Raw genomic sequence first — 22,240 nt, 5'->3', positions numbered from 1 at the left:
GCCGCATGGAAATGGCTAAATCACGCCCTAAACCCCCATACACAAATACTTGATCACAACATAATCATCGATCCCATAGTGCGACCCTTCACGCCCGAGGCCCGACTGCTTCACACCGCCGAACGGTGCCACCTCGTTCGAGATGAGGCCGGTGTTGATGCCCACCATGCCGTACTCGAGCGCTTCCGCCACGCGCCACACGCGGCCGATGTCGCGGCTGTAGAAGTACGCGGCGAGGCCGAACTCGGTGTCGTTGGCGAGGCGGATCACTTCTTCGTCCGACGAGAAGCGGAACAGCGGCGCGAGCGGCCCGAACGTTTCTTCGCGCGCCACCTTCATGGCGGGCGTGACGTCGGCGAGCACGGTGGGTTCGAAGAAGCCGTGTCCGAGCGCGTGACGCTTGCCGCCCGTCAGCACGCGCGCGCCCTTGGCGAGCGCGTCTTCGATGTGCGACTCCACCTTCAGCACCGCAGCTTCGTTGATAAGCGGACCTTGCACCACGCCCGGCTCCGTGCCGCGGCCTACCTTCAGCTGCATCACGGCTTCCTGCAGCTTCGCGGCGAACGCGTCGTAGACGCGCTCGTGCACGTAGAAGCGGTTCGTGCAGACGCAGGTCTGGCCGCTGTTGCGGTACTTCGACGCGATGGCGCCGGCTACCGCTGCGTCGAGATCGGCGTCGTCGAACACGATGAACGGCGCGTTGCCGCCCAGCTCCAGCGAGACCTTCTTCACCGTGGGCGCGCACTGCGCCATCAGCAGACGGCCCACCGCCGTCGACCCCGTGAACGAGAGCTTGCGCACGGTCGCGTTGCCCGTGAGTTCGCCGCCGATCGCTTTCGGGTCGCCCGTCACGACGCTGAACACGCCCTTCGGCACGCCTGCACGCTCGGCGAGCACGGCCAGCGCGAGCGCGGAGAGCGGCGTCGCTTCGGCCGGCTTCACGACGATGGGGCAGCCCGCCGCCATCGCGGGGCCCACCTTGCGCGTGATCATCGCCGCCGGGAAGTTCCAGGGCGTGATGGCCGCGCACACGCCCACCGGTTCCTTCGTGACGACGATGCGCTTGTCGCCGGCCGGCGTCGGAATCGTGTCGCCGTAGACGCGCTTGCCTTCTTCCGCGAACCATTCGATGAACGATGCCGCGTAGAGAATCTCGCCCTTCGCCTCGGCAAGCGGCTTGCCCTGCTCGGTGGTGAGGATCAGCGCGAGGTCGTCGGCGTGCTGCACCATCAGGTCGTACCACTTACGCAGGACTTGCGAGCGCTCCTTCGCGGTCTTCGCGCGCCATGCGGGCCACGCGGCGTTGGCCGCGGCAATGGCGCGACGCGTTTCGGGCGCGCCCATGCGCGGCACGCTGGCGATGCGCTCGCCGGTGGCGGGGTTCACGACGTCGAAGGTCGAACCGTCGTCGGCGCCTTGCCATTCGCCGGCCAGGTACGCCTTCGTTTGCAGCAGTGAGGGGTCGTTGAGCTTCATGTGCGGTTCCGGTCGGTCAGGTGCGGGTGCGTTTCGTTCAGGCGCGTTCGGTCAGATTCACGCGGCCACGGCCACGCTTTCCTTGAGCACTTCTTCGAGAATGCCGAGCGCTTCGTCGAACACGGCTTCCTGGATCGTGAGCGGGAACAGGAAGCGGATCACGTTCGAGTAGACGCCGCACACGAGCAGCAGCAGTCCGCGCTCCAGCGCACGCGCCTGCACGCGCTTCGTGAAGTCGACGTCCGGCTGGTCCGTGCCGGCCTTGCAGAACTCGACGGCGATCATCGCGCCGGGGCCGCGCACGTCGGCGATCTGCGGCACCTCGCCCTTGAGCGCGTTGAGCTTTGCCTTGAGGCGCTCGCCGAGCGCCGTGGCGCGGTCGCAGAGCCGTTCTTCGTCGATCACGTCGAGCACCGCGTGCGCGGCGGCCACGGCGAGCGGGTTGCCCGCGTAGGTGCCGCCCAGGCCGCCGGGCGCGGCGGCGTCCATCACGTCGGCGCGGCCCACCACGCCCGAGATCGGCATGCCGCCACCCAGGCTCTTGGCAATCGTCATCAGGTCGGGCACCACGTCGTGGTGTTCCATCGCGAAGAGCTTGCCGGTGCGCGCGAAGCCCGTCTGCACTTCGTCGGCGATCAGCAGGATGCCGTGCTCGTCGCAGATCTTGCGCAGGGCGCGCACGAAGTCCGCAGGCGCCGGGTAGAAGCCGCCTTCGCCCTGCACGGGTTCGAAGATGATGGCCGCGACGCGCTTCGGATCGATGTCGGCCTTGAACAGGAATTCGATGGCTTGCAGGGCGTCAGCGGTGCTCACGCCGTGCAGCGGGTTCGGGTACGGCGCATGGAACACGTCGCCCGGGAACGGCCCGAAGCCGATCTTGTACGGCGCGACCTTGCCCGTGAGCGCCATGCCCATCATCGTGCGGCCGTGGAAGCCGCCCGTGAAGGCGATCACGCCCGGACGGCCGGTGTGGGCGCGCGCAATCTTGACGGCGTTTTCGACAGCTTCTGCGCCCGTCGTAAAGAACGCGGTCTTCTTCGGGAAGTTGCCGGGCGCGCGGCGATTGATCTTCTCCGCGAGTTCCACGTACGAGGCGTACGGCACGATCTGGTACGCCGTGTGGGTAAAGCGGTCCAGTTGCGCGCGAATGGCCGCGACGATCTTCGGATGCCGGTGGCCCGTGTTGACCACGGCGATGCCCGCCGCGAAGTCGATGAAGCGGCGGCCTTCCACGTCCCAGAGTTCCGCGTTTTCGGCGCGCTCGGCGTAGAAGTTGCACATCACCCCCACGCCGCGAGGCGTTGCGGCGTCTTTGCGGCTATGCAGACCGGCGTTGTCGTTGGCGTTCGTCACAGTGATCTCCTTCCCATATGGTTGGCGGGGGTGGCGTGGGTTGGTGGGGTTGGCAGATTGGCGCGCAGTTCCCACGTCGTGCGCAGTACGTGCAGCGACTATACTCAGGTTTGGCTCTGGATTTCAGAGCCATTCCGGTAAATTCTTAGGAGCCAATCTTGCGCAAGAGCGTGCTCTCCGACTGGCTGGCCCAGCGCATCGACCGCGGCAGCGGCCAGCCCGTCTATCGCCAGCTGCACCGGCTGCTGCAGCAGGCCATTCTGTCGCGCGAACTGCCGGCAGGCACGCGGGTACCGTCCTCGCGGCTGCTCGCGAGCGAACTGGGCATTGCCCGCAATACCGTGACGCAGGTGTACGAGCAGCTAGCGCTGGAGGGCTACGTGACTTCGGCGACGGGGCGCGGCACGTTCGTGGCGGACAGCGCGCCAGATGAGATCGTGGGGGATATGGGCGATGCCGCGAGGAGCGGCGACGGTTCGGCGGCGGCTGACGCGGTCTTCCAGACGGGCAGGCAAGCGCAGCCGGCCGGCAGCGGCTTCGCAGGGCGGCGCGGGACGTCGGCGGGCCTGGCCGGTTCCGCGGCCGGATTGCCCTCCACGGCGGATCGCAGCGCGCGAGGCCTCGCCGCCCCGCGCATCGATCCGGCCGACGTGCTCTCGGCCCGCGGCGCCCGGTTGATCGCGGGCGCCGGCGTCTCGAAGCGTCAGTGGGGCGCGTTCATGCCCGGCGTGCCCGACGTCTCGCGTTTCCCGGCGCGTGTCTGGAGCCGGCTGCACAACAAATACTGGCGACGGCTGCGGCCGGACCTGCTCACCTACGCGCCGGGCGGCGGCCTCGCCTCGCTGCGCCACGCGCTCGCCGACTATCTGCGCACCTCGCGTTCCGTGCGCTGCATGCCCGAGCAGATCGTCATCACCACGGGCATTCATCAGTCCGTGGATCTGGCCGTGCGTCTGCTCTCCGACCCCGGCGACGTGATCTGGACCGAAGACCCGTGCTATTGGGGCGTGCGCAGCGTGCTGCACGTCTCCGGTCTGCAATCGCGGCCTATCGCCGTGGACAGCGAAGGCATCGCCCCTTCGCCCGACGATCTCGCGCAGCCGCCCAAGCTCATGCTCGTCACGCCCTCGCATCAATATCCGCTCGGCATGGTGATGACGCTCGCACGGCGCCGCATGCTGCTGGAGTACGCGCGCCAGCACCGCTGCTGGATCATCGAAGACGACTACGACAGCGAGTTCCGCTACGGCAGCCGGCCGCTCGCCTCACTTCAGGGTCTCGATACGGCGGGCCAGGTGATCTACGTGGGCAGCTTCGGCAAGACGCTGTTTCCGGGGCTGCGCGTGGGTTATCTGGTCGTGCCCGAAGCGCTCGCCGATACCTTCGCCACGGCCAGCGCCGAGCTGTACCGCGAAGGGCAGCTGTTGCAGCAGGCGGTGCTCGCCGAATTCATCGCCGAGGGGCATTTCACGTCGCACATCCGCAAGATGCGGGCGCTCTACGGGCAGCGCCGGCAGACGCTGCTCGACGCCGTGGCCGCCCGCTATGGCGACGCGCTGCCCGCGGTGGGCGGCGACGCCGGGCTGCACCTCGTCATGCAACTGCCGCCGGGCGCCGACGATCGCGCCGTGGCGGCCGCGGCGCTTGAACGCAACATCGTGGTGCGCCCGTTGTCGGGCTACTACGCGCAACCGGCGAGCGCGCCGCGCGGGCTGCTCGCGGGCTACGCCTGCGTGCCGGACGAGGAGATCGCGCCGGCCTTCGGCCTGCTCGCCGAAGCCATCGACGCCACGCTGCCCGAGTACGCCTGAAACGCCGTCACCCCACGGCTCGCCGTTGATGAAGTTGCCGAGCTGGGCGGCAGCGGCCGTGGGGGTCTTCCTCGCCTGAAGCGCCTGGACCTGAACTGCCACAGCCAGCAGGAGAGCGCGCGGCGATGTTGGGCAGCACGCGATGCGTTGAAGGATCGAAGCCCCGAAGGATCGAAGCCCCGAAGTATCAAAGCATCGGAGCATCAAAGCCGGATCAGCACCGCCCCGACGGTAACGAGCGCGCAGGCCACGATGCGTCGGCGGCTCAGTGTCTCGTGCATGAAGAGCCAGCCGATCAGCACCGCAAAGATGGAGCTCAGTTCGCGCAGCGCGGAGACCATCGCGATGGGCAGATAGCGGAACGCCTCGATCACGAGCGCGTAGGCCACGAGTGCGAGCACGCCCGCGAGCATGCCCTTGAAGACCTGAGGCCGCTGCGCGCGCGACCCGAAGAGCCCGGCCGCGCCGCCGCGCCAATGCCAGACCAGCAGAAATTGCGGCACGTTCCAGAGCAGGTAGACCCACATCACGTAGCTGAAGCCGTTGCCGGCAAGACGCGCGCCGATGCCATCCACCACCGAATACGAGGCGATGAACAAGCCCGTGAGCAGCGCGAACGGCACGCTTTCGCCGGAAAAGCGCATGCCGCGGCGAAACGCGAGCGAGACGATGCCCGCCGAGACCAGCGCGACGCCCGCCGCCGCGAGCGGCTTGAGCGCCTCGTGAGCGAACACGAGCGCGCCGAGAAATACGAGCAGCGGCGAAAGCCCGCGCGCAATCGGATAGATCTGCCCGAAGTCCCCGCTGCGATAGGCGCGAATGAGCGAGAGGCAATACGCGAACTCCAGCACGACAGACGCCGCGATATACGGCCAGCTCGCGGGCGCCGGCAGCGGCAGCAGGGCCACGCCGACACCGCTCACGACGAGGTACGGAATCGACATGATGCCGAGCAGCCAGACGCGGTCATCCGAGAGATGCAGGAAGGCGTTCCAGGAGGCGTGAAGCAGGGCGGAGAGCAGAACCAGCAGGACGACGGCGGTTTCCATCGGCGGGGCGGCAGGCGGTGGCGTGAGGTGGCGGGCGGTGGACCCGGGGCGACCGCGCGATTATGGCAGCGGCCTCGCCCCGGCGGCCCATTCACGTTTCGGCCCTGGGGATTTGCCGGGAGCCGATGCCCGGCCGCCCCAACGCCTTCGGGTTACGCGCTCAGGTCAAGCACACAGGTCAAGCACTCAGGTCACCCGCTCCCGCAGCCAGGCCGACACCACGTCGATGAACGTCACCACCACGATCACCATCACGATGACCGCGGAGGTCTGTGCGTAATTGAACGAGCGGATCGCCTCGTAAAGCACCACGCCGATGCCGCCCGCGCCCACCATGCCCACCACCATCGCCGAGCGCACGTTCGACTCGAAGCGGTAGAGCGCATACGAAATCCACAGCGGCAGCACCTGCGGCAGCACGCCGTAGACGATCTCGTCGAGCGGCGACGCGCCCGTGGCCCGCACGCCTTCGGCGGGGCGCGGATCGATGGCTTCCACGGCTTCGGCGAAGAGCTTGGCGAGCACGCCCGTGGTGTGGACCCAGAGCGCGAGCACGCCCGCGAACGGCCCCAGCCCCACCGCGACGATGAACAGCATCGCGAACACCATTTCGTTGATGGCGCGGCAGGCGTCCATGACGCGGCGCACCGGATGCAGCACCCAGCGCGGCGCGAGATTGTGCGCGCAGGCGAGCCCGCACGGCACCGCGCACACGATGGCAAGCGCCGTGCCCCAGATCGCGACCGCGAGCGTCACGAGCATTTCGTGCAGGTACGTGTGCCACTCGGTGAAGTCGGGCGGGAAGAACTCGCGGGCGAACTGGCCCATGTTGCCGGCGTCGGAGAACAGCTCGAGCGGGCGCATGTCCGCGCCGCGCCACGACGCGCCGAGCAGCACGAACGCCACTGCCCAGCCTGCGAGCGATGCCCAGCCGCGTTTGGTGGGCGCTCGCGGGCGCAGGGCGGCGGCGTGGTCGTCGCGGGCGCCTGCTGCTGTGGCTGCCGCATCGCGGTCCGCCGAGGTCCCGACCGAAACCGGCGCCTGCGCCGCCCCGCCCGATGCCGCCACGTCCGCCGCTTGTGCCACGTCCCCCGCTTGCGCCGCGTTCATTGCTTCGGCGCCGTGCCCGAGAGCGCGGAGAGCGCCGTGAGCTTCGCATCGAGCGCGGCGAGCTGCGTGTTGCGGTCGTCGTCGGAAAGCTGGGTGTCGTTCGCGATCTTCTGCTTTTGCTGGAAGAGCGCGATTTCACGCACGGCGCGCAGCTGCTCGTTCGACGACGGCGCAAATCCCGCAAAGCCCGTGATCGCCGCCATGACGGCCTTCTCGCGCGGGTCGCGCTCGCCGTAGTGATAGAAGAAGTTGCGCAGCTTTTCCTTGGTGGCGTCGGGCAGGTCCTTGCGCCAGACGAGCGGGTCCGACGGAATGATCGGCGAGGTCCACAGCACGCGCACCTGGGCGTACTTGTCCGGGTGCTGCTTTTGCAGCGTCGCGAGTTCGATGGTGTTGTTGGTCGCCACGTCGATCTTGTTGTTCACGACGGCGAGCAGGTTCGCCTCGTGGCTTGCGGGCAGCACCATCTTGAAGGCCGACGTGTTGACCGGCACGTTGCGCTTCGCGAACAGGTAGTAGCCCGGAACGAGGCTGCCCGAGGTCGAGTTTGGATCGCCGAAGCCGAGGTTGACGTCCTTCGTGTTGCGGAACACGTCGTCGAGCGTCTTGAAACGGCTTGCCACGTTCGTGATGAGCACCGAGTGATAGCCCGCGTCGCCGTTCGCGTACTTCACCTTGGCGAACACTTCGCCGTTGGCGCGGTCCACGGCTTCCATCGCCGACGCGTTGCCGAAGTAGCCGATCTGCACCTTGTTGAAGCGCATGCCTTCGATGATGCCCGCGTAGTCCGTGGCGAAGAAGGCCTTCACGGAAAGACCGGTCTGCTTGTTGAGGTCGTCGATCAGCGGTTGCCAGCGTTGCTTGAGCACCGCCGACGAATCGGTCGAGATGATGCCGAAGCTGAGGTCGTCGGCGTGGGCAGTCACGGCGGCGAACGTGGCGCAGGCCGCGGCGCCGGCAAGCAGGAAGCGAAGCAGTTTCATGAGGACAGGTCCGTTGGGTGGATCGGTGATGAGCGGGGAGGCGGGTTGAGTGCGCGTTGGGGATACGTTGGGGATACGTCGAGCGTGCGTTAGGGGTGCATTAGGCGTGCATTAGGGGTACGCGTTGACTGCGCGTGCAGTCAGGCCGGGTTGGCGATGGGATGCCTTGCCGGCGCGATCAGGCCGGCGTCGGCGTCCGGTCGCGCATGCTCGGCAACCGGTGCAGCGGGTGCAGCGGGTGCATCGGATGCGTCGCGCCGCGTGGTTGCGCCTTCGTAGAGCGTGCGCGCGTCGTCGCCGTAAAGGCGTTGCAGCAGCGCGGGCGTGAGCGCGGCCGAGGGGCCGTCGTAGACCACGCGGCCGCGGCGCAGCGCGATGGTGCGCGGGCAGTACTGCATCGCGATGTCCACCTGATGCAGCGACACGAGCACCGTGAGCCCGTGGCCCGCGTTGAGCGCGCGCAGCATGTCCATGACGCGGCGCGACGATTCGGGGTCGAGCGAGGCGATGGGTTCGTCGGCGAGGATGATCTGCGCGCGCTGCACGAGCGCTCGCGCAAGCGCCGCGCGCTGCTGCTGGCCGCCCGAGAGCGTCGAGGCGCGTTCGTAGGCGTGTTCCGCAATGCCCACTTCGGCCAGCGCGTCGAGCGACGTCTCGCGCGCTTCGCGCGGAAAGTGTCCGATCAGCCGCCGCCACAGCGGCAGCCGCGCGAGCGCGCCGATCAGCACGTTGGTCTCCACCGTGAGTCGCGCGACGAGGTTGAACTGCTGGAACACGAAGCCGATGTCGCGGCGAATGCGGCGCACCTCGCGCACGATCTTGCCGTTCTGCTGGATCGGGCGGCCCATCACGGAGATCTGCGAGGGCTGCGCGTCACTCGCCGTGAAGCCTGCGATGTGGCGCAGCAGCGTCGACTTGCCCGAGCCCGACGCGCCGATGAGCGCGACCATCTCGCCGGGCTCGATGCGCAGATCGATTTCGTCGAGCGCCTTGCGGCCGTTGCTGAAGGTCTTCGACAGGCGTTCGATGCGAATGGCGTCCATCACAGTTCCGTCGTGGTTTCAGGCGCGGGCGCGCTGATGCGCTGGGTCGATGGCGTGCGCCCGTGAATGTCGAGGCATTCTAGGAAGGGTCTATGACGGTTCGGTGAAGCCATCGAGACGTCTAGATGACTATATGTGTAGGCGGAGCGGAAAAGCCGTCGTGAACCGGCGCGTTGCACCCGCAACCGGCCGCCGTGTGACGTTCGTGTGAAAGGTCACACTGTCATGCTTTATTCGTCATGAAGCGGCTATATTTGAAGCATTAGCGCGCGCCGTGAACAGGCTCGGCAAACCCGACAATAGCGAAAGGAACCGGCGTCGTCATGCAGGCCCTCAGTTTCCTTCCCGACAGCTTTGCCGAATACGAAGACCTCAAGTCGATTCTCGACGACGGCCGTGCCTGGTTCGACATCCGCAGCGCCGGCGAAACAAGCGTTCACGGCCGCAGTTTCCGGCTCTACACCGCGTGCATCGGTTCCGATAATCCCGCGGCGCCCGCTATCGGGTTCTTCGGCGGCATTCATGGTCTGGAGCGCATCGGCACGCACCTTGTGCTCGACTACATGCGCGCGCTGGTGGACCGTCTCGAATGGGACGACCTGCTGCTGCGCCAGCTCGAATCCATCCGGCTCGTTTTCATGCCCATCGTGAACCCGGGTGGCATGTGGCAGGCCACGCGCGCGAATCCGAACGGCGTGGACCTGATGCGCAATGCCCCGCAGGACGCCGACGCGCGCGTGCCGTTTCTGGCGGGCGGTCAGCGCGTGGGCGCGTGGCTGCCCTGGTATCGCGGCAGGCGCGGCGAGCCGATGGAGCCCGAAGCGGCGGCGCTTCTCAAGCTCGTGGAGGAAGAACTGGCAACGCGGCCGCTCAGCATCGCGCTCGATTGCCACTCGGGCTACGGCTGGGCCGACAGCATCTGGTTTCCCTACGCGCGCACGCGCAAGCTCATGCACCACTTGCCGGAGATGTACGCGCTCAAGTCGATGTTCGAGGGCGCGCATCCGCACCACGGCTACAAGTTCGAGCCGCAGAGCCACCAGTACCTGCTGCACGGCGATTTGTGGGACTGCGCCTACGACCGCGCGCCCGTGCAGAACATCTTCCTGCCGCTCACGCTCGAACTGGGCTCGTGGCTGTGGATCAAGAAGAACCCGCGGCAGATATTTTCGCGCCAGGGCATCTTCAACCCGGTGATGGCGCATCGCACGGCGCGCGTGCTGCGCCGTCACGCGAACCTGTTCGACTTTCTCGCGCGCGCCGCGTTTTCGTCGAAGCGCTGGCTGCCGCAAGGCTATGCGCGCCAGCAGATGCTCCAGCGTGCCATTGCGCACTGGTATCGCAAGCCCGGCGCATGAGCACCTGGATCCTGCTGCGCGGGCTCACGCGCGAAGCGCGCCACTGGGGCGGGCTGCCGGACGTGTTGCGCGACACCCTGGCCGCGCGCGATGTCTACGCGCTCGACCTGCCCGGCAACGGCACGTTCGCGAGGCTGCGTTCGCCGCTCGAAGTCGCCGACATGGTGGGCTTCGTGCGGCTGGCGCTGTTGCAGGCGGGCAAGACGGGGCCGTTCAACGTGCTGGCCATGTCGCTGGGCGGCATGGTGGCGGCGGACTGGGCAACCCGTCATCCCGCCGATATCGCGCGGCTCGTGCTCGTCAACACGAGCATGCGGCCGTTCAATCGCGCTGCGGAACGCCTGCAGCCGGGCGCGTGGCCGGACCTCGCGCACATTGCGCTCGCGTGGGGCGATCCGCAGAACGCGAACGCCATCGAGGCGCGTGTGCACCGCCTCACCTGCAACCGCCGCCAGACCTTCGACGAGGACGTGGCGGCCTGGTCGGCCATCAGGCGCAGCGCGCCGGTCACGCGAGCCAACGCGCTGCGGCAACTGTGGGCCGCGGCGCATTTCTCGGCACAGGCGGCCGCGCCTGCCTGTCCGGTGCTCGTGCTCTCGTCGCGTGGAGACGAACTGGTGAACCCCGTGTGCTCGCAGACACTCGCGGCGCGCTGGCAGGCCACGCATCTCCAGCATCCGTGGGCCGGTCACGACCTTCCGCATGACGATCCTCTCTGGACCTGCCAGTCCGTCGACCACTGGATGGCCGAAACCGCGCATGCCGGCTCGTAGCGGCAATGGTGTGCGGCGATTTTAAAATCGTGGATAAAAAGGCTTTTAAATACTTTCCCATGTCTGAGGAAAGTTATTATTAGACGATAATGTGGTGAGGCGAACGGACGTGCGCATTGGTGCAATGCAATCTCGTATGACGGTTATGTTGCCTTGTCCGAAAAATGTGATGCATAATGAATTCGCAATTGGCGAATTAATTCGCGCTTTGTGGTCTGTCTAACTTAAAAGGATACGTTTTTCCAGCACATGTCGCGCATGGGCCGCGCGTCGAATCCAAACTATGAGCAAGCGCCGCGCCCGCTCTGGGTAAGGCGCAGAGAATGAGCGTTGAATCGTTTGCGGGACGCCTCCTCGTGCTTTCCGGGTCTTACACCATCTTTCCGGATAGCAGCAACGAAACACTTTTTATTTTTACGATTAAACTTCAAATTCCTTCTGTAATTCCATGAATGTTATGGAAATGTGCGAACGCACATTTTAATCGCCGCGATATGCTCCGATTTTCCCGTTGCGCTGCTGAAACATAAAACATAGGGGTAAACCCTTATAAAAATATCGCACGCTCCGGAAAATTTAACTTTCCCTTGTGTTTCAAAGGTTTGCGCGAATGGCATCACCTATGCGTTGACGTGCCGCGGATTGGCGTGGTTGGCCAAGCCGCCCCTTATCACGAACAGGAGGATCCCATGCGCAGAACCTTATTGGCGTCCGCCGCGGCCCTGGCCCTGGGCTTTAGCGGATACGCAATGGCAAATCCATGCAGTGACTCGAGCAAGTCATGCGACCAGAGCTCCACCACCGGCGCAAACACGCTCACCAGCTCAGCAAGCTCCAGCCAGACCAGCACGACGGGCAGCAACGCCAACGAACTCGCTGCAGGCGCCACCGCCTACCAGGATTCATTCAACTCCACCAAGGTTGTCGCGCTCAGCAAGCTCGACGGCACCGTGACGAACCTGAGCGTCTCCGGCATTGGGAACTACGCGGGGAACTGGGGTAACGCAAACGGCGCCCGCGGCGGTAAGGGCGGTGCAGGTTATGGCGGCGACGGCTATGGCGGCAAGGGCGGAGCCGGTGGTGCGGGTGGCGCTGGCGGCAGCGGCGGTAGCGCGCAGAACGGCAGCGCGAGTGCCGGCGATGCCAGCAACGGCAGCGCCACGGCCGGCGACGGCTATGGCGGCAACGGCGGCCGCGGCGGCCAGGCATCAGCAGGCGGCACGCAAGGCGGCGCCGCGGGCGCAGCGGGCGGACGCGGCAGTGGCAGCGGCGGCGGAGCCCTCGCAGCTTCGGTTGGGCTGGGTGGCTCGGCAGCCGGGCTCGGCAAGGGCTTCGGCGGCGGCACCGGCAGCGGGAGCACCGGCGACGCGCGCTCGCGCACGAGCGGCGGTGGCGGCGCGGCGTCGGCCTCGACCGGCGCAGGCACCGGCACGGGCACGGGTACCGGCAGCGGAAGCGGCACGGGCACGGGCGGTGCGGGCACGGCGGGCGCATCCACGGCCTCCGGCGGAGCCGGCACGGGCACGGGCGGCGCAGCAGCGGCGAGCGCGGGTAACGGCGGCGCAGCCACGAGCACGGCAGGCGCAGGCGGTGCGGGCGGCACGGGCACCGGCGGCAGCGCGACGAACGGCGGCGCATCCACCACGGCGAGCAACGGCAGCGCAACGGCCGGCAACGGCGCAGTGGGCGCGATGGGCGGTGCAGGCGGCGCGGGCGGCACCGGCAACGGTGGCGTGGGCAATGGCGCAGCGGGCGGCACGGGCGGCAATGGCGGAACCATTGCTGTGAGCGCTGGCACGTTCGACATGTCCAACGCGATGTCGAGCGTCGGCCAGTCGGCAGCGGGCATCATGATCGCGAACCAGAACAGCGGCGCGGCATCGCTCGTGCAACAGGCTGTGACGGTGCAGGCCAACCTGACGGTCGGACGTTGAGCGCTCAGCAACGTAAGCAGTCAGCGTAAGCAGTCAGTCGTGCGATTTGCCGCAAGGCGCGGTCTGCGCCTTGCGGCGGTCGCTCCGCCGCCCTGTGCTTCGCGTCGGGCCTCGTTGGCTCGTCACGCGCGTGGCGCACGGCAGGCATCGCAGACAACCTGTCCTGCGTGCCTTGCATCCGGCCGCATGCAGGACTGCAGGACGAGGGAGACCACCATGCAAGCGCAAAAACGGTTTGCGCAGCTGGTATTGCCTGTTGTGTTGGTGCTGCCCGGCTTCGCCGTTCACGCCGCCGATGCTCCGGCAACGGGAACGGGCGTAGCCATGGAGGCTGCCCAGGCGACGGTAGAGCCTGGAAGAAGTGCAGCGAGCAGTGCAGCGCCGCAGCCGGGCGCAGTCGCTGCAGCGCCTGTTGTCACCGCGGCAACCACAACGCCCACGGCGTCCCCAGCACCGCTCGCAGCAGCAACCACAGCGCCCGCGGCGTCCCCAGCACCGACCGCAGCGCTACCCGCAGCACCGCCTGATGCCCAGTTCGGCGTGGCGCTCGACGCAAGCCAGCTCGACACCCAGCGCGGCGGCGACGTGATGGTCGGCCAGAACAATCTGACCGGCACGGTTGCAGACAACACCGCCTACAAGGTCGTAACGGGTTCGAACTCGATCAGCGACGGCTCGTTCTCGAACTCGAGCGGGCTGCCCACGGTGATCCAGAACACCGGCGCCAACGTGCTGATCCAGAACGCCACTGTCTTGAACGTGCGCTTCGGGAATTGAATGCAATCGAGTGCAGGCGAGCCATGAACCGCAACGCAGCGAGGAAGATCGTTTTTGCATGCGCCGCGCTGGCGGCCGGCATGATCGTGCAGGCCGCCTCGGCCGACCCGATCAACATCTCCGACCCGCGCGGCGGCTATTACGGCATGCACGTGACGAGCCTCAAGGAGGCCCGCTTCAAGCGCACCGTGAAGCAGCAATTCGACTTCAGCTGCGGCTCGGCCGCGGTCGCCACGCTGCTGACTTACCAGTACGACTATCCGGTGACGGAGCAGCAGGCGTTCATCGAAATGTACGAGCACGGCAACCAGGAGAAGATCCGCAGGGAGGGTTTTTCTCTGCTCGACATCCGCAATTTCCTGATGGCGCACGGCTTCCAGGCGGACGGCTACGAAGTGCCGCTCTCGAAGCTCGAAGAGACGAAGACGCCCGCCATCGTGCTGATCGTCGAACACGGTTATCACCACTTCGTCGTGGTGAAGGGCATGCGCAATGGCCGCGTGCTGATCGGCGATCCGGCCACCGGCACGCGCGCCATTTCGCAGGAAACCTTCGAAGAGAGATGGCAGGACCACGTGGTGTTCGTCATCCACAACCGGCCTGAGCCGCCCAGGTTCAACGACGCCAGCGACTGGCACGTTGCGCCGCAAGCGCCGCTCTACGTGGGCATACCGCGCGACAGCCTGTTCCAGGTGGTCGTGCCGAAGCTCGGTCCGGGCGAATTCTGAGAACCGCGATGAAACATAGACCTCTGAAACTCGCTTGCATCGTGGCGCTGGCGTACGGCGGACTCGTGCCGCCGGTGGTCGATGCGGTGGACGGCGATGTGCCCTCCGTCGCGACAGGCAGCATCGACGAAGACGGTGTGGCGATGTATTCGTCCGCTACTGGAGCGGGCGCGGACGGCACGCAGACCGCAGCGCCGGGTCAGGCCGGCGAGGAAGTGGCCGCGCCCATTCCGACAGAAGCGCCCGTGGTGGTGAGCGAACTGACCGGGGGCGCCGTGCAAACGACAGGCGCGCATGAAGCGCAAGGCGCGAGAGATGCGCGCGTAGCAGCCGGCGATCCGCCACCGTCCACCGCGAGCGACCCCAACTGGCCCGCCACCCAGACCACAGCGCTCAGCGAGCAACGCCTCGACACCCTGCGCGGCGGCTTCGACACGTCGCAAGGTCTCAAGGTGTCGTTCGGCATTTCGCGCGCGGTCTATGTGAACGGCAACCTCGTCACGCAGACGAGCTTCAACATTCCCGACGTGGGCGCGATGACGGCGCAGCAGGCCCAGGCCATGCTGGCATCGGGCGGCGCGAGCACGCTTGTGCAGAACGGGCGCGGCAATGCGGTGCAGCCGGGCGCGCTGCCGCCAGGCGCGATGGCCATTCAGAACACGTTGAACAACCAGCAGATCCAGGCGCTCACGTCGATCAACACGTCGGTGAATTCGCTCGCCTCGTACAAGGTCGCCAATCTCATCTCGTCCATCAATGCGGCGCTCGCCGCCACCGTGCGTCCCCGTTAGGAGCGCGCGGCGGCAGCGCATGGGTTGAAGCGCCCGCGCAAGGCACGGGCATTCGGAGCGCTCAGCGCGTTCAGAACGACATGGGCACGCGCAGCGTGAGCGTGAGGTCCGGCGTGTCGCGCGTGAGCCCGGCGCCTATCGAGAAGTTGAGCGTCGTTTTCGGCGAGAGCCGGTACGAGTAGCCGATCAACAGGGTGCCCAGCACCACGCGCACCGAGCCCGGCACGGTCTGGCCGTTCTGCGACGTAGGCAGCACGATGCTCTGGTCGTAGCCGATGCTCACCGACGCCTTCTCGTTCAGCGCAAGCCCCATGCCGATATTGAAGCCCCAGATGTCGCCCGGCTGAACCTTGCCGAGGAACTGCGTGGCGCCGTTGCGCAGCGTGAGCGTTTCGTCCTTGCCGAAGCTGTGCAGGTAGCTGAAGTTGCCGAAGAACACCACGGGGTCGGTCGGGAAGAGCCACGTGAGGCCAGGCTGGATCGCATAGAAGCCGGAGCCCGTGGGTTGCTCGAGCGGCAGGCCCGTGCCGGTCGTGTTCGAAATGCAGGTCGTCACGCAGTCGGTCACCACGTCGAACGGGCTCTTGCCGGTGGCCGACTTGAAGCGCAGCCAGCCGATGTAATAGAACTTGTCCGGGCCGCCCTGGTTGAGCTGGTAGCGCAACGTCATTTCCACGTCGCCGAGGCCATGACCGTTGCTGCTGATCACGCTGTTCGAAGCGGCGCCCGTGAAGATCTGGCGGCCCACCGTATCGTTGGTCTGATACACGTAGGGCACGCGCACTTCCAGCTCCATCCGGTTCGTGAGGCCATAGCGCACGGCCACGCCGCCTGTGAGCGTGGTCGTCTTCACTTCGCTCACGTTGATGAGCCCGATCAGCAGCGCCGGAATGATCGTGTAGCCCACCAGCGAAAGCTGGTTCTGCGACGAATAGGCGAACTGGAAGTACGGCTCCACGACGAACGAGTGACGCGGCGTGAGCACGCCGGGCTGCTCGAAGATGGGCGCGACGGCGGGCGGCCGCGTATCGGCGACGGGGGCCTGGCCGACAGGCTGGTTCGGCGCGGGTGTGGAGGGTGGCGCATTGTTGCCGGCGGGGGCGGCCTGGGCGCTCTGCACGGCTGGCCCCGGGGCAGCCGTGGTGCCGCCTGTGGTGCTGCTCGCGGTGTTACCCGCGTTGCCATCCGAGGTGCCATCCGCGTTGCCAAGCGGCTGACCGTTCACGTCGGTGCCGCCCGTGCCGCGCGCTGTCTCCAGCTTGCCGGTGTCGAGCGCACGGCTCAGGCGCGCGAAGTTCGCCTCTTCGTCGGCGAGCTTGTGCTTGAGGGTTTCAAGTTCCTGGATGCGTTTGTCCAGCTCCTGGCGCAGCGCGCTGATACTCGCGCGCTCGTCCGCCTGGGCCGCTTGAGCGGCTTGCGTTTCCAGCGATTGCGAATGCGCGCTCGCCGCAAACAGCAGCAGTGTGGCGCACGCAATGGCGTTCGCGCGCACACCTTGAGGAAATCGACGAAATGGCCTGCTCCTCATGGCTCTGTCTCCATGACTGGGCGTGTTACCCCCGGGACATTTCGCTAGCAGGCCGGCGTCTTTCGACGAAACCGCGCGTCTGAAAGACGTCGGGCATGAACCGGAGTGCACGGTGCACTGCAATGCATGAGCGCAATGCAGCATCGCCGCGCCCGCTTCCGGTCATGCATGCGCAGGCATCAGCGTTCATGCCGTGCCGGCGCTATGTGTCTGGTTTGGGTGAAACAGGCAGCGTTCCGTCGAAGCCTTCGAACCACGGCTCGCCGGACCTCCAAAGAGTAATGCACGCGTATGGCGTTGCCACTGCGGCGAACCCTGGAAACCACGCCGATATGCGGGCTGCCGCACGTTCGGCGTGTAACAGATCGTGACCGTGGCGCAGCGCGCAAGCGGAGTGCCCGCCCGTGCATCTCCCGTGCATGAGCACCGCCGCGCCGCCTGCACTGTCCTCGCTTTTTCATGGTCGTGGCGCATAATGCGCTCTGACAATGCAGGCGATGCTCACCCGCTGGCGGAGGACATCATGCAGGCGAAGACCGAAGAAGCCGTGGCGCACCGGCTCAACGATGTCGTCGAATTCGCGCGGGGGCGCCTTCCCGAAGCGGCGTTCAACGTGGTGGAACCGTTCCTGCGGCACTACTACGATTTCGGCGATGCGGACGACCTGCAAAGCCGCAGCATCGCAGACCTCTACGGCGCCGCCATGGCGCACTGGCAGACGGCGCAGCGCTTCGTCTCAGGCGGCGAACGGCTGCGCGTCTACAACCCCATTCTCGAGCAGCACGGCTGGCACTCGGACCACACGGTGGTCGAGATCGTCAACGACGACATGCCGTTTCTCGTGGACTCCGTTTCGATGGCCGTGAACCGGCTGGGTCTTGCGCTGCATTCGGTGCTGCATCCGGTGTTTCGCATCTGGCGTGCTGAAGCGGGGGCGAAAGAAGGAGAGGTCGGCGCCATCGTTCGCGTATGCCCCGGCAGCGAGGGCGGCAGCGGGCATTCGCTGCTGGCGTCGTTCATTCATTTCGAGGTGGACCGTTGTGGCGATGCGGCAAAACTCGACGCCTTGCGCCACGACATTACGCGCGTGCTGGGCGACGTGCGGGCCGCGGTGGAAGACTGGCCGCGCATGATCGAAACGGCACGGGCCACCATCAAGGAGATGAAAGCCCACGAGACCACGCCTGAAGGCGTGGAGGCGCGCGCGTTCGTCGAATGGATGGTGGCGGACCACTTCACGTTTCTCGGTCAGCGCGACTACGAACTGGTCGAGCACGACGGCGGCCTTGCGCTGCGCGGTGTGCCGGGCTCAGGGCTCGGCATTCTGCGCGAGGGCCTGCGCCAGCCGGGCGCGTCCGACGTCACGCTGCTGCCGCCCGCGGCTGCGGAGATCGTCAACGGCGCCTGGCCCATCTTTCTCACGAAGGCCAATTCGCGTGCCACGGTGCACCGGCCAGGCTATCTCGATTACGTCGGCGTGAAGCTCGCGGGCGCGGACGGCACGGTGAAGGGCGAGCGCCGCTTCATCGGGCTCTATACGTCCACGGCTTATTTCGGCTCCAGCGCGGACATTCCTATCGTGCGCCGCAAGTGCGCCCATATCGTGCAGCGCGCCGGCTTCCTGCCGAAAGGGCATCTCGCGAAGTCGCTTGTGACCGTGCTCGAAACCTGGCCGCGCGACGAGCTGTTCCAGACCGACGAAGACTCGCTCTACGACATGGCGCTCGGCGTGCTGCGTTTGCAGGAACATCAGCGCACGCGGCTCTTCGTGCGGCGCGACCGTTTCGACCGCTTCGTCTCGTGCCTCGTGTTCGTGCCGCGCGACAAGTACAACACCGACTGGCGGCGCCGCGTGGCGAAGCTGCTCATGGGTGCGTTCAACGGCGAGAGCGTCGAATTCACGCCGCTGCTCTCCGAATCGACGCTCGCGCGCATTCACTTCGTCGTGCATGCCGCGCCCGGCGCCATGCCTGAAGTCGATACGCGAGAGCTGGAAGCGCGCGTCGTGCTGGCCACGCGCCGCTGGCAGGACGACCTCGCCGACGCCTTGCTCGACGCCTTCGGCGAAGAGCAGGGCAACCGCCTGCTACTGCGTTACGGCGATTCGTTTCCGGCGGGCTATCGCGACGACTACGCCGCGCGCACGGCGGTGCGCGACATCGAGTTGATCGAACGCGTGCAGGGCACGGACCGTCTTGCGATGAATCTCTACCGGCCCATTGAATCGGGGCCGCGCGCGTTCCGCTTCAAGGTGTATCGCGCGGGGCCGCCTATCGCGCTGTCGCGCAGTCTGCCGATGCTCGAACATCTGGGCGTGCGCGTGGACGAAGAGCGTCCATATCTGATCGAGGCACAAGGCGTGACGCCCGCGTGGATTCACGACTTCGGGCTTGAGCTGGCCGACGAGATGGAGTTCGACATCGAGCGCGTGAAAGACCTCTTCGAAGAAGCCTTCGAGCAGGTATGGACCGCCGTCATCGAAGACGACAACTTCAACCGGCTTGTCTTGCGCGCCCATCTGGCCGCGCGCGAAGTGACGATTTTGCGGGCCTATGCGAAGTATCTGCGCCAGGTGGGCTCCACCTTCAGCGATGCCTACATCGAACGTGCGCTCACGGGTAATCCGCAGATTGCACGCGCGCTGGTCGAACTGTTCTGCGCGCGCTTCGATCCGGCGCTGGGCGAGGCGCACGGCAGCCTGCGTGGCGAGCGCATCGCGTATCTGCAAAAAGCCATTGAAGGCGCGCTCGACAAGGTGCCCAATCTCGACGAAGACCGCATTCTTCGCCAGTTCCTCGACGTCATCAACGCGACGCAGCGCACCAACTACTATCAACGCGACGCCGAAGGGCGGACCAGGCCCGCGCTCTCGTTCAAGTTCGATCCGCGCGAGGTGCCGGGGCTGCCCGAACCGAAGCCCATGTTCGAGATCTGGGTGTATTCGCCGCGCGTGGAAGGCGTGCATCTGCGCGGCGGACGTGTGGCGCGCGGCGGCTTGCGCTGGTCCGATCGCCGCGAAGATTTCCGCACCGAAGTGCTGGGCCTCATGAAGGCGCAGATGGTGAAGAACGTGGTGATCGTGCCGGTGGGATCGAAGGGCGGCTTTGTCGTGAAGAACCCGCCGCCCGCGAGCGAGCGCGAAGCGTGGCTCAAGGAAGGCGTGGCGTGCTACCAGACCTTCCTGCGCGGCCTGCTCGATCTCACGGACAACCGCGCGGGCGGCGCCATCGTGCCACCGCTCGACGTGGTGCGGCACGATCCCGACGACCCCTACCTCGTGGTAGCCGCCGACAAGGGCACGGCCACGTTTTCCGACTACGCGAACGCCATTTCGCGCGAATACGGCTTCTGGCTCGACGATGCGTTTGCCTCGGGCGGATCGGTGGGCTACGACCACAAGAAGATGGCCATCACGGCGCGCGGTGCCTGGGAGTCGGTGAAGCGCCATTTCCGCGAAATGGGCGTCGATACGCAGACCACGCCGTTCACGGTGGTGGGCATCGGCGACATGTCGGGCGACGTGTTCGGCAACGGCATGCTGCTCTCGCCGTTCATTCGCCTCGTGGCAGCGTTCGATCACCGGCACATCTTTCTCGATCCGAATCCGGACCCTGCCGTGAGCATCGCCGAACGCGGGCGCATCTTCGCACTCGAACGGTCGAGCTGGGCCGACTACGACCCGGCGCTCATCTCCGCGGGCGGCGGCGTGTTCCCGCGCACGGCCAAGACGATCCCGATCTCGCAGCCCGTGCAGGCAGCGCTCGGCATCAGCGCGACGGCACTCGCGCCCAGCGAGCTGATTCGCGCCATCCTGATGGCGCCTGTCGATCTGCTCTATAACGGCGGCATCGGCACCTATGTGAAGGCCACGCGCGAAACGCATGCGCAGGCCGGCGACCGCACCAACGACGCCGTGCGCGTGAACGGTGCCGACCTGCGCTGCAAGGTGGTGGGCGAGGGCGGCAATCTCGGTTTCACGCAGCTGGGCCGCATCGAGTTCGCGCAGCGCGGCGGCCGCATCAATACCGATGCCATCGACAACTCGGCCGGGGTGGATTGTTCGGATCACGAAGTCAACATCAAGATTCTGCTGGGCCTCGTGGTGGCGGACGGCGAGATGACCGACAAGCAGCGCAACGCGCTGCTCGCGGAAATGACCGACGAGGTTGCGCTGCTCGTGCTGCACGACAACTACTATCAGACCCAGGCGCTTTCCATCGCGGGCCGCTATGGCGTGCCGCTCTTCGATGCCGAGGTGCGTTTCATGCGGGCGCTGGAACGCATCGGGCGGCTCAATCGCGCCATCGAATTCCTGCCGAACGACGAGGAGATTGCAGAGCGCGAAGCGGCGAAGCAGGGCCTCACCACGCCGGAACGTGCAGTGCTGCTCGCCTACAGCAAGATGTGGCTCTACGACGAACTGCTCGAGTCCGACGTGCCCGAAGATCCGCTCGTGGCCGACATGCTCGTCGACTACTTCCCGAAGCCATTGCAACGCCGCTACAGCGCGCTGATGCAGCAGCATCCGCTGCGCCGCGAAATACTTGCGACGCACCTCACCAACGCGCTCGTGAATCGCGTGGGCTGCGAATTCGTGTACCGGCTCGTGGAAGAGACCGATGCGAAGCCCGCCGAGATCGTGCGGGCCTGCGTGATGGCGCGCGACGTGTTCGAACTCGACGAGGTATGGCGCGCCATCGACGCGCTCGACAATCGCGTGCCCGACGATCTGCAGGCGCGCATGTTCGTGGAGGTGGTGCGGCTGCTCGAACGCGCGGCGCTGTGGTTCCTGCGCCAACTGCAGGCGGGCGCCGCGGGCGAAGGCGGGATGGCGGAGCTGCTCGCGCGCTGCCGCGAGGCCGCGCAGACGCTCGCGCCGCAATGGCCTCGGCTGCTTCCCGCGGCGGACCTCGAAGCGTTGTCGGAGCGTCAGCGCGTGTTGGTGGATGCGGGCGTGGACAGCGAACTCGCCGTGCGCGTGGTGAGCGGCGAGATCTCGGCCGCGTTGCTCGATATCGCGGAAGTGGCGGCAACGTCGGGACGTCCGCTCGAACGGGTGGCGGGCGTGTACTTCACGCTGGGCACGCTGCTCAACTATGGCTGGATTGGCGAGCGCGCGGCCGCGCTGCCCACGCCGACGCATTGGGACATGCTGGCGCGGGCCGCAGCGCTCGCCGAGTTCGCGCGGCTCAAGCGCGCGCTGACCGCGAGTGCGCTCACCGAAGGCCACGCGCACGACGATACGGCGGCCGACATCGTACAAAGCTGGCAGGGGCGCCGCGAAGCGCCGCTCGACCACTACGGCCGGCTGCTTGCCGATTTGCGCGCGACGGGCGGCGCAAGTCTTTCGATGCTGCTCGTGGTGGTGCGGGCGATGGCGACGCTGGAGCGGGCGTGAGGATGCTGGCGACGACGGAGTGACCTGGGACCGGGACAGGCCCAGGACGCCCCGCGCGGCGATTGGCGATAATAGCGGCTGCGCCGCGTTCAAACGCGCTTTTCCATGCCACCCGCGATCCAACGCCT

15 protein-coding genes are annotated in these 22,240 nt (G+C 66.7%); 8 read left to right on the top strand and 7 right to left on the bottom strand.

Features of this window, described 5'->3' with window-relative positions; translation table 11 throughout:
- Positions 1-27: 27 nt before the first annotated feature.
- On the bottom strand, positions 28-1,476 hold the full coding sequence (gene gabD, locus P2869_RS26350) for an NADP-dependent succinate-semialdehyde dehydrogenase (protein WP_277598424.1): 1,449 nt from the start codon (positions 1,474-1,476) through the stop codon (positions 28-30).
- A gap of 57 nt (positions 1,477-1,533) precedes the next feature.
- Entirely contained in the window at positions 1,534-2,835 is a 1,302-nt protein-coding gene (locus P2869_RS26345) for a 4-aminobutyrate--2-oxoglutarate transaminase (RefSeq protein ID WP_277599856.1), read from the bottom strand.
- Between the two features lie 152 nt (positions 2,836-2,987).
- Here P2869_RS26345 and P2869_RS26340 point away from each other — a divergent pair, with 152 nt between their 5' ends.
- A complete protein-coding gene (locus P2869_RS26340; RefSeq protein ID WP_277598423.1) occupies positions 2,988-4,640 on the top strand; it encodes a PLP-dependent aminotransferase family protein in 1,653 nt (550 codons plus the stop codon).
- Between the two features lie 203 nt (positions 4,641-4,843).
- Here the strand turns inward: P2869_RS26340 and P2869_RS26335 are convergent, their stop codons facing one another.
- The 4 genes from P2869_RS26335 to phnC form a co-directional block, all read right to left on the bottom strand.
- Entirely contained in the window at positions 4,844-5,689 is an 846-nt protein-coding gene (locus P2869_RS26335; RefSeq protein WP_277598422.1) for a DMT family transporter, read from the bottom strand.
- Positions 5,690-5,875: 186 nt separating this feature from the next.
- Positions 5,876-6,799, bottom strand: coding sequence for a phosphonate ABC transporter, permease protein PhnE (gene phnE / locus P2869_RS26330; protein WP_277598421.1), 924 nt, complete (start codon positions 6,797-6,799; stop codon positions 5,876-5,878).
- A complete protein-coding gene (gene phnD, locus P2869_RS26325) occupies positions 6,796-7,782 on the bottom strand; it encodes a phosphonate ABC transporter substrate-binding protein (protein WP_277598420.1) in 987 nt (328 codons plus the stop codon). The genes phnE and phnD overlap by 4 nt, the downstream gene beginning before the upstream one ends.
- Positions 7,783-7,922: 140 nt before the next feature.
- Entirely contained in the window at positions 7,923-8,825 is a 903-nt protein-coding gene (gene phnC / locus P2869_RS26320; protein ID WP_277598419.1) for a phosphonate ABC transporter ATP-binding protein, read from the bottom strand.
- Positions 8,826-9,148: 323 nt separating this feature from the next.
- Here phnC and P2869_RS26315 point away from each other — a divergent pair, with 323 nt between their 5' ends.
- The 6 genes from P2869_RS26315 to P2869_RS26290 all read left to right on the top strand — a co-directional run bounded on the left by P2869_RS26315 (position 9,149) and on the right by P2869_RS26290 (position 15,186).
- Positions 9,149-10,183: a M14 family zinc carboxypeptidase gene (locus P2869_RS26315; protein WP_199542365.1), complete on the top strand. Its 1,035-nt coding sequence runs from the start codon at positions 9,149-9,151 to the stop codon at positions 10,181-10,183.
- Positions 10,180-10,956 carry an alpha/beta hydrolase gene (locus P2869_RS26310; RefSeq protein ID WP_277598418.1) on the top strand — a complete coding sequence of 259 codons (777 nt, stop codon included), beginning with the start codon at positions 10,180-10,182 and terminating at the stop codon, positions 10,954-10,956. The genes P2869_RS26315 and P2869_RS26310 overlap by 4 nt, the downstream gene beginning before the upstream one ends.
- A 689-nt stretch (positions 10,957-11,645) precedes the next feature.
- Positions 11,646-12,890: a hypothetical protein gene (locus P2869_RS26305; RefSeq protein WP_126878818.1), complete on the top strand. Its 1,245-nt coding sequence runs from the start codon at positions 11,646-11,648 to the stop codon at positions 12,888-12,890.
- A 216-nt stretch (positions 12,891-13,106) separates the two neighbouring features.
- Positions 13,107-13,667, top strand: coding sequence for a hypothetical protein (locus P2869_RS26300; protein WP_277598417.1), 561 nt, complete (start codon positions 13,107-13,109; stop codon positions 13,665-13,667).
- Between the two features lie 23 nt (positions 13,668-13,690).
- Positions 13,691-14,395, top strand: a complete 705-nt coding sequence (locus tag P2869_RS26295) for a C39 family peptidase (protein ID WP_277598416.1) — start codon at positions 13,691-13,693, stop codon at positions 14,393-14,395.
- Between the two features lie 8 nt (positions 14,396-14,403).
- Positions 14,404-15,186 (top strand): hypothetical protein, encoded by a 783-nt coding sequence (locus P2869_RS26290; protein ID WP_277598415.1) that lies wholly within the window; start codon positions 14,404-14,406, stop codon positions 15,184-15,186.
- Between the two features lie 70 nt (positions 15,187-15,256).
- Here P2869_RS26290 and P2869_RS26285 read toward each other — a convergent pair whose 3' ends face one another.
- Positions 15,257-16,714, bottom strand: a complete 1,458-nt coding sequence (locus P2869_RS26285) for an acetate kinase (RefSeq protein ID WP_277598414.1) — start codon at positions 16,712-16,714, stop codon at positions 15,257-15,259.
- Positions 16,715-17,237: 523 nt separating this feature from the next.
- Here P2869_RS26285 and P2869_RS26280 point away from each other — a divergent pair.
- Complete coding sequence (locus tag P2869_RS26280) at positions 17,238-22,112, top strand: NAD-glutamate dehydrogenase (RefSeq protein ID WP_277598413.1); 4,875 nt, start codon at positions 17,238-17,240, stop codon at positions 22,110-22,112.
- Positions 22,113-22,240: the final 128 nt, after the last annotated feature.

This window comes from Paraburkholderia sp. SUR17 (assembly GCF_029536165.1).
In the GTDB taxonomy this organism is placed as follows: Bacteria; Pseudomonadota; Gammaproteobacteria; order Burkholderiales; family Burkholderiaceae; genus Paraburkholderia; species Paraburkholderia kururiensis.
The sequence above is the reverse complement of the archived record's forward strand: the minus strand, read 5'-3'. Positions and strand labels throughout refer to the sequence as shown.

Excerpts from the sequence above, each read along its gene's own strand:
- P2869_RS26285 (WP_277598414.1), bottom strand. The coding sequence starts at position 16,714 with ATGAGGAGCAGGCCATTTCGTCGATTTCCTCAAGGTGTGCGCGCGAAC.
- phnE (WP_277598421.1), bottom strand. The coding sequence starts at position 6,799 with ATGAACGCGGCGCAAGCGGGGGACGTGGCACAAGCGGCGGACGTGGCG.
- P2869_RS26290 (WP_277598415.1), top strand. The coding sequence starts at position 14,404 with ATGAAACATAGACCTCTGAAACTCGCTTGCATCGTGGCGCTGGCGTAC.
- P2869_RS26280 (WP_277598413.1), top strand. The coding sequence starts at position 17,238 with ATGCAGGCGAAGACCGAAGAAGCCGTGGCGCACCGGCTCAACGATGTC.
- gabD (WP_277598424.1), bottom strand. The coding sequence starts at position 1,476 with ATGAAGCTCAACGACCCCTCACTGCTGCAAACGAAGGCGTACCTGGCC.
- P2869_RS26305 (WP_126878818.1), top strand. The coding sequence starts at position 11,646 with ATGCGCAGAACCTTATTGGCGTCCGCCGCGGCCCTGGCCCTGGGCTTT.
- P2869_RS26310 (WP_277598418.1), top strand. The coding sequence starts at position 10,180 with ATGAGCACCTGGATCCTGCTGCGCGGGCTCACGCGCGAAGCGCGCCAC.
- phnC (WP_277598419.1), bottom strand. The coding sequence starts at position 8,825 with ATGGACGCCATTCGCATCGAACGCCTGTCGAAGACCTTCAGCAACGGC.
- P2869_RS26300 (WP_277598417.1), top strand. The coding sequence starts at position 13,107 with ATGCAAGCGCAAAAACGGTTTGCGCAGCTGGTATTGCCTGTTGTGTTG.
- phnD (WP_277598420.1), bottom strand. The coding sequence starts at position 7,782 with ATGAAACTGCTTCGCTTCCTGCTTGCCGGCGCCGCGGCCTGCGCCACG.
- P2869_RS26295 (WP_277598416.1), top strand. The coding sequence starts at position 13,691 with ATGAACCGCAACGCAGCGAGGAAGATCGTTTTTGCATGCGCCGCGCTG.
- P2869_RS26315 (WP_199542365.1), top strand. The coding sequence starts at position 9,149 with ATGCAGGCCCTCAGTTTCCTTCCCGACAGCTTTGCCGAATACGAAGAC.
- P2869_RS26335 (WP_277598422.1), bottom strand. The coding sequence starts at position 5,689 with ATGGAAACCGCCGTCGTCCTGCTGGTTCTGCTCTCCGCCCTGCTTCAC.